Raw genomic sequence first — 7,138 nt, forward strand, 5'->3', positions numbered from 1 at the left:
AACTATCGGCTATTATTGTCGTCACAAAATCCAACAAACTAAGGTATTTATAGAATAATAGATTAACCTATATTCTTCTAAAAAGAACTTAAATTTTCTTCCAGAGACCGGGAACAAAAATTGCATACGTTAATCAATTTATAGGGAGATAACTCTCACTAACAGGGATAACGAGTAACAAGACTGCCGCTGAGGGAGAAAGCTTGGGGCACTACATTATAGACATGCTCGGCGGATTGGTTCTGATTTGAGAAACGCATCAAAACGCTGCTCTTCCCCAGACGGATGGCCTGTTTTAAGGAAGGAACTAAACGGCTCAATATAGACATTCTATTTAACCCTGGCTTCCTCCCAAGTAACAGCTTTTATTTGATGGTTCAAGCAGCCTTTTGAATAAATTGGCTGTTAGACCCAATTGGGAGAAATTTCCGGAGGTTCTTTTCCCGCCTTGAACAATAAAACAACTGACAGTTTTGCTGCCCAAATCCGCCTATCTGTAGCCGTAGTGCTCATGAGAGACATAAATCAAAAAGCTAGTGATACTGATAAACAAATAGCGATTGCGCCTAGCGCAGCGCCAAAGGTGATCGCTTTACGGCGAGCTATTTGGCTGAGTTACTTACTATCCCTTGGAGCCATTTCAACTGGAGGGTTATCCATTTTGGCGGTGGCGGCTCTTTTGGGGACAAAACCCGCCCAAGCTAATACGACTAAGCCACCTGCACAAGAGCCCAATCAGAGGGTTGAAGCCGAGCAAGCCAGTCCTAATAGCTCCCAATCCAGTGACTTGAATGCTCAAGCAGGATTCCATCCAGTGCTGGCGACGGGAGAATCTAACGAGAAAGCTTTGGCAGATGCTAAGGCGATCGCAGATATCAGCTCAAACCCCCCTACATCTGAGTCTGTGAACCTCAAAGCGCCAGACGCCGTAGCACAGGGACGTGCTTTTGATGCAGCAAGAGGGGCGCTGACGCGTCAGGTTGATACTTCTTCCAGTGTTTTCGTAGCGCAATCCGGTTTTCCAGCGTTATCGAAAAAAGAGGAAGCAGCGCCACCCTCAACTGGGGAAGCGGCGAAGATGATACCGATCGCCAATTCATTATCCTTTGCCTCAGATGGGACAGCAACCCAAAATCCCAACGAAGAGGCTCAAGCTTCACCAGAGACAAGAGCGACAGCGCTTCCAGGGTTCGTCCCCCCTCCAACGGAACTTTCTTCGACACCGAACGCGGTTGAGCCTCAGGTTCCCCAACCGCCAAGCACAAAGACAGAGCAACCAACTACGATTCTGCCAGAGGTTAGAGCAGGAGCGACAGCGTTTTCCTCAACACAAGACGGGGTTGAGTACAAGGTTCTCCAACCCTCGGCACAAGGAGTGCAACCCACAACGATTCTCCCGACGTTTGCCCTCCGTGACGCGTCTGCACCAACCTCGAACGCAGTTGAACCCAGCATCCCCAAGCCAGTGGCACAAGGAGCGCAACCCACAACGATTCTTCCTTCGTTTGCCCTCCGTGACACGCCTGCACCCATCCCTTCCGCCGTTCAACCCAGCGTGCAAAAAACAGTGGCAGGGGTAGCTCAACCTACCATTGTCGCTCAGGCAACTACACCCGAAGCGACCGCCGCCACAAGTGAGCCGTACAAAGGGCCAGGTGGAGCAGCTATGCTTGGGGGTACCATTCAAGCGCAATCGTCGGTCGATGCAGCACAAGAGGCACAATCAGAGAACGCTCTAAGAACTAACAATCCCTTGGCTCCTTCCCTCATCTTCCAAGGTGGTTTTATCACCCAGGATGAAACCGGAGCACGGGCGCGGGTGACTGGACTTTATCCGGTTTCTCCCAATTTGCTGTTTGGGGGAACGGTGGATTTAACCACTGGAGAGGGCTTTTCCGACACGCCAGGAACGGGATTAGATATTACTGAACTGTATTTTACGACTTCTTTACCCAGCTATCCGAATCTGCGCTTGACCGGCGGTCTTGTCGATTTGACCTCTTATTTTGACCGCAATAGTTTCGCCAAAGATTCGCTCACCCATTTCTTTAACCCGGTGTTTCAGACGAATCCGGCACTCGCTAGAACCGGAATTGCCTCTCGTCCGGCGGTGCTGTTGAACTGGGATATCACGGACAATTTCCAAGCTAGAGCCGCCGCCTTTTCTTCCTCTCGGAACCTTGGCGAATTAGCCGTTGATGGCTTTGCTGGCGAGCTAGCTTATCGGTTTGACAACGGAATTATTCGCGCCACCTACGCCACCGATCGCGACGATCAAAGGAGTGGATTCAATGAAATCTACGGAATTCGTCGGCGCGATGGTACTTTTGGCCCCCGCACCTCTGACCGTGAAAGCTCCTATGGCATCAATGCGGAATACTATATTCCGGAGATTAAGATGGGGCTATTTGGTCGCTACGGTCACTACGAAAATACGTCCATCGGTCGGGGTGGAGAAACCTACAGCGCCGGACTCAACTTCTTAGATTTATTCATGCGGGATGACCGCTTAGGGTTTGGCTACGGTCGAGATTTGTCGAGCGATAGCCTGCGCCGAGGTACTGGGAAGAAAGTGCCCGATGTATGGGAGTTGTTCTATGATTTCCGCCTTACCTCCTATCTTCGGGCCGGTGTGACGCTGCAAGCCCGCGATCAGTTCTCCGATTTTGTGGCTGGGTTCCGAGTAAAAACTGAGTTCGATCTTCTTAACCTTGGGAGGGCATTTAAATGATGAGATCGGAGTATTCTCCCCTACGGAGTAATTCTCGCTGGTCACGTTTGTTGACCTGCTTCGTCTTGTTCGGATTAGCAGGCGTTCTGCCCCTCGTGCCTGTGGATGGGATGGTTCCAGCCGCCAGCGCCCAAGCGGTTCCGGCTGCCGTGCGTCGGGCGCAATCCCTGCTCAACCAAGGATTGGTCAATCAGGCGATCGCAGCTTTTCAACAAGCCCTACGCAGCAATCCCAACTCAGTAGAAGCCAAATTAGGACTGGCCCAAGCCTATCAAAAAGCCGGGAAAGACGCCGAAGCCTGGGCGGCTTTTCAGCGCGTGCTAGAGCAAGACCCCAACAACAAATCCGCCCTCAGAGCTGTTGGAGTTTTGGGGGGTTATCGCCCAGAGTGGCAACTTCCGGGGATTCAGGCGCTCAACACGTTGTTAAGCCAAAACCCGAACGACCTCGAAGCCCGCGCCCAGCGTGCGTTGCTTTTGGGGTATCAAGGGCGTTATTCGGAATCGTTTGCGGATTATCAACCCGTTTTAGCCAGCAATCCTTCCCCGACGCCCTCCTCGGTGCTGCCAAAGTCTATACCTACAGTGGCAATTATCAGCAAGCGCTGGAACTTTTTAGGCGTTACCAAGCCACCGGGAAAAAGATTTCCGACTATGGGGTACCCGCCTATGCGACCGCCCTGCGGAAAACGGGCAGTGTTAGCCAATCGATTCAAGTTTTAGAGCAAGAGCTACGCAAATCCAAGAAACTGGATGGGTTAGCGATCGAGCTGCGATCGGAATTAGCCAAATCCTATGCCGCCAATGGACAGATTGACCAAGCCTTGGCTACTCTAGAACCCTTGCGAGGTAGACAGGAGGCGGCGTTGCCCTTGGCACGAGCCCTTACCACGATTGGTCGAGACCAGCGGCGTGCTGACCTGTACTCTGAAGGTGTCGCGATTTACAACTCAGTACTTGCCTCCACCTCACGAGCCAATCCCGCTTTGGTGCGAGAAATTGCTGATGTCTTAAGTGAAGTGCCATCTGAACGAGCTCAGGCGCTTTCGCTGTATCAACAGGCGGCAGCATCACAACCGAATAATAAGACCTTGTTGCTCAAGCAGTTAATCTTGGCCAACCAACTGGGTCAACTCTCCCAAGCTGAGTTCCGGGAGCGTTTGCTTTCAGAATTCCAACCGCTGCCAGAGGATGCGGCAGATCGACTGGCGCTGGCTCAAGCGTTGGTGCCCATCGACCCACCCGACCCAGAACTGCTGCCAATTTACCAGAGTTTGCTAGCCTCGAACGTGGATGCGCCGTTCTTGCATTTCCGGGTGGCTCAGATGCTGCTCCAGCGCAATCAAGTTGCCGAAGCGAAGCAGGCTCTAGCGGCTTACCAAGCGACGGCACAAGGGGCGAATGACCTCTCGCCGGACTTATTACTGGCTGAGCTTGACCGTCGCGAGGGGAATTTGGAAGCGAGCGCCAAGCGGTATGAGTCGATTATCAATCGCAATCCCTCCGATACGCTGCTCGCGAGTGCGCTGCGGGGATTGGCGGGAATTCGCGTGGCTCAGGGAAGAGCGGATGATGCGATCGCAATTTACGACCAGCTACTTCAGCGCGACCCCAACGATTTGCTCGTAAAATTGGGACGGGCAAGTCTGGCTTACCAAGCCAATCGCATGACGGAAGCCGAAGCATCGTCGGTTCTCAACGAATGGCTCAGCGCTCACCCCAATGATGCACCGCCGGAATTGTTCAGTCTGGTGGGTGTTCTGCCTGCATCGGCTGAACGGGAGGCGCTGTCTAATTCACTGTTGGCGATCGACCCGGATAATACGGGGGTACAGCTTCGCAGGCTTCAGGTGATTGCTAAGCGCGACCCGGCAGCGGCGAAGGAAGAGGTAGCGAAGTTAATTGCCCGCAATCCCAACAATATTGGGGCTTACTTCGTCCAGGCTGACTTAGCAACAGCGCTGAAGGATTATGAACTCGCCAGCCGTTCTTACCAGGAGATTTTGCAGCGGGAGCCAAATAATACGGGAGCGCTCTTAGGTTTGGGAGGCGTTCGCTTTACTCAGCAGAAATTTGCTGAGGCGAGGTCAATTTACAAGCGGGTATTGGAAATTGAGCCGAAAAACTTAATCGCCCGTACTAATTTGGCTGAGCTGAATGTTGCGGATGACCAGCGCTTTACGGCACTGGAGCAGTTTAAGGAAATCAATGCGGAGCAGCAAGCGCAGTCTGGGAAGACCAATCCTGAATTGGATAATCGCATCCAGCAGGTGGAGGTGGATATTCTGAAGCGGCGCGGGTTCCAGCCGCCTTGGGAGCGGTATTAATCCCGCGCGAGTTTTATCTGGGCATGATGGTAGGGGCACGACAATGTCGTGCCCTTACGTGTTGCTTGGGGTCAATGAATGCCTTTTTCAAACTCGTCAATTGCCTGAATTTGGTCTGAAATCAGGGCGCATTGTTCGAGTAGAGATAGGTCAAGTTTTGGCAATAAATCACTCGCTGCGATTTGTTCGTACCCGTGAGTTGACAAAAAGGCTGATGGTGTTTCTTCGCGTAAATGGTAGAGCTTGAGATGATTAATTTCCCAAAGCCAAACCTCAGCCACTCCCAATCGTCGGTAGGTTTCTAGCTTGTCAATGCTGCCACTGGTAATAATTACTTCTATAGCTAGATCTGGGATATTTTTTTCTTCTCCAATGCAGTAGCATTCATCAGGTTCGGCTCCAGCTTTCTTGAGTTTGTTCCTGATAGTATTACTCCCCAGTGGAGTGTGTTGAATTCGCTTTTTGATGAGGTAGAACTCTATGAGTGTAGCTAGACGTTTTTTGAGTTTTTCATGTCTTGCGGACGGCGACACGATTTCTAGCACTCCATCCAAATAGGTGATGCGGTAATGAGAGTTGTTTTCCAGTTTGGTTAGCAAGGCTTCATAGATTTGCCAACTCACGCTACTGGTGGTGAACCTCTCTTCTGGATCGTCAATTCCTGCAAGTTCTGGCTCGTCAATGAGTTCTTTGAGATTGCTAACCATTGTCTGGGTACCGCTTCAAAAACTCTTCAAATGTTAATAGTTTCAGTAGAGCTTGAATCATAAGGAAAACTCGTACAAATTATTTAACGCCTGCATCTGCCAATCGGCATCATGTTGAGCCATTTCGTAATTAATATTTCGGTTATATTCCTCTTGGCAATATTCCTTATATCTTTGTTTTAATTCCTCAGCATAATAATCAAATTCTTCTTCCGATAAATCGCCACAGTCTAAAGCATCTGATAAATTTTGCATTTCTGTATCACATTCATCTTCTGGACAGATGTTATAGTTTTCTTCTGCTAATTTATCTTGTAAATAAGCAAACTCTTCTTCAATGGATTGTTTGATAACCTCATATTGCCAATCAAAGAAGCCCAAATCTTCTTCATATCTTGTCGTCTTTCCCAAAACGAAACATTTTACACTCTTGGCTCCCGCAGATTCTAGTAATTTTTGACAAGCCTTTAAAGAATTACCTGTTGTTGAAACATCATCAAGCATAAGCAATTTTTGCCCTTTAATGAATTCCTGGTTCACAACTTTAATCGATTGCAAATGCGTCTCTAAACTGCGGCTTCCCCCTGTTGAAAGCTTATCAATAGTTTTGTGTCTTATCAAGCAGGATGTCGCATCAATTAGCTTCATTTTATCGACAAGTCTCTGAGCTAGAATTCTAATCCCAGAGTTATCTTTTCCACTCGGATGCGGTGGAACAACAACGATACAATCAAAATCATCGTGTAAATTCGAGGAAATACAGTTTGCAAAATCCTCAATAACCAATGAGTTACAATTCTTTAAATTCAAAAGTCTTGAAGTGTATTCTGTAAAATCAAAATCTCCTTCACACTCACCAGTTGAAGGCTGATAAACTCCAAGGTAGAAAATCTCTGGTAGGTTTAGGTAACTCACCATACTGATTACAGCGTCATCTTTAAATCACTTTATCCCACAGAGTTCAACCTCTATCAAGGGATTCCAAGAGGGCTTCTAAGCTAAAAACAAAAAAAAAGACGATCGCACCCAAAAAAACGATCGCCCTTTCGCCAACACGAACTAAATGGAAATACTCATACTTGAACTTTTCGCCTAACCATCACCTCCCGTAAGCGTCTGAAAACGGAATCTCTTCTTGCACATAAGGCTGAGGCGGTTTACCTCTTGGTTTCAACTTGTCAATCTCCGCAACAATCCGCGCCGAAATCCTCGGACTGAGCCGATGAATATACGCCACAGCTTCATCCAGGCACGCGGTCAGGTCAGCATTTCGCTGTTTCAAGACAGCGATTTCCTGCTCTAGCTGTTGAATTCTTAGTTCCTGGATTGCTTGTGTGGAATAGGCTTGGGGTTCAGTGCGAACCGCATAATATC

General features: G+C 49.1%; 6 protein-coding genes. 3 read left to right on the forward strand and 3 right to left on the reverse strand.

Annotated elements, in window-relative coordinates; genetic code table 11:
• Positions 1–511 precede the first annotated feature (511 nt).
• The 3 genes from V6C93_RS08085 to V6C93_RS08095 all read left to right on the forward strand — a co-directional run bounded on the left by V6C93_RS08085 (position 512) and on the right by V6C93_RS08095 (position 5,057).
• Positions 512–2,731: a hypothetical protein gene (locus tag V6C93_RS08085; protein ID WP_333476145.1), complete on the forward strand. Its 2,220-nt coding sequence runs from the start codon at positions 512–514 to the stop codon at positions 2,729–2,731.
• A complete protein-coding gene (locus V6C93_RS08090) occupies positions 2,728–3,453 on the forward strand; it encodes a tetratricopeptide repeat protein (protein ID WP_333476146.1) in 726 nt (241 codons plus the stop codon). The genes V6C93_RS08085 and V6C93_RS08090 overlap by 4 nt, the downstream gene beginning before the upstream one ends.
• Before the next feature lie 101 nt (positions 3,454–3,554).
• Positions 3,555–5,057: a tetratricopeptide repeat protein gene (locus V6C93_RS08095; RefSeq protein WP_333476147.1), complete on the forward strand. Its 1,503-nt coding sequence runs from the start codon at positions 3,555–3,557 to the stop codon at positions 5,055–5,057.
• Between the two features lie 71 nt (positions 5,058–5,128).
• Here V6C93_RS08095 and V6C93_RS08100 read toward each other — a convergent pair whose 3' ends face one another.
• From V6C93_RS08100 to V6C93_RS08110, 3 genes are all read right to left on the reverse strand, one after another.
• Positions 5,129–5,764, reverse strand: coding sequence for a Uma2 family endonuclease (locus V6C93_RS08100; RefSeq protein ID WP_333476148.1), 636 nt, complete (start codon positions 5,762–5,764; stop codon positions 5,129–5,131).
• A 57-nt stretch (positions 5,765–5,821) separates the two neighbouring features.
• Positions 5,822–6,682, reverse strand: coding sequence for a phosphoribosyltransferase (locus tag V6C93_RS08105; protein WP_333476149.1), 861 nt, complete (start codon positions 6,680–6,682; stop codon positions 5,822–5,824).
• A 181-nt stretch (positions 6,683–6,863) separates the two neighbouring features.
• On the reverse strand, positions 6,864–7,138 hold a 275-nt coding region (locus V6C93_RS08110), incomplete at its 5' end, for a hypothetical protein (protein WP_333476150.1).

The sequence above is a fragment of the Allocoleopsis sp. genome, from assembly GCF_036703385.1.
Taxonomy (GTDB): domain Bacteria; phylum Cyanobacteriota; class Cyanobacteriia; order Cyanobacteriales; family Coleofasciculaceae; genus Allocoleopsis.

Excerpts from the sequence above, each read along its gene's own strand:
- V6C93_RS08085 (WP_333476145.1), top strand. The coding sequence starts at position 512 with ATGAGAGACATAAATCAAAAAGCTAGTGATACTGATAAACAAATAGCG.
- V6C93_RS08090 (WP_333476146.1), top strand. The coding sequence starts at position 2,728 with ATGATGAGATCGGAGTATTCTCCCCTACGGAGTAATTCTCGCTGGTCA.
- V6C93_RS08100 (WP_333476148.1), bottom strand. The coding sequence starts at position 5,764 with ATGGTTAGCAATCTCAAAGAACTCATTGACGAGCCAGAACTTGCAGGA.
- V6C93_RS08105 (WP_333476149.1), bottom strand. The coding sequence starts at position 6,682 with ATGGTGAGTTACCTAAACCTACCAGAGATTTTCTACCTTGGAGTTTAT.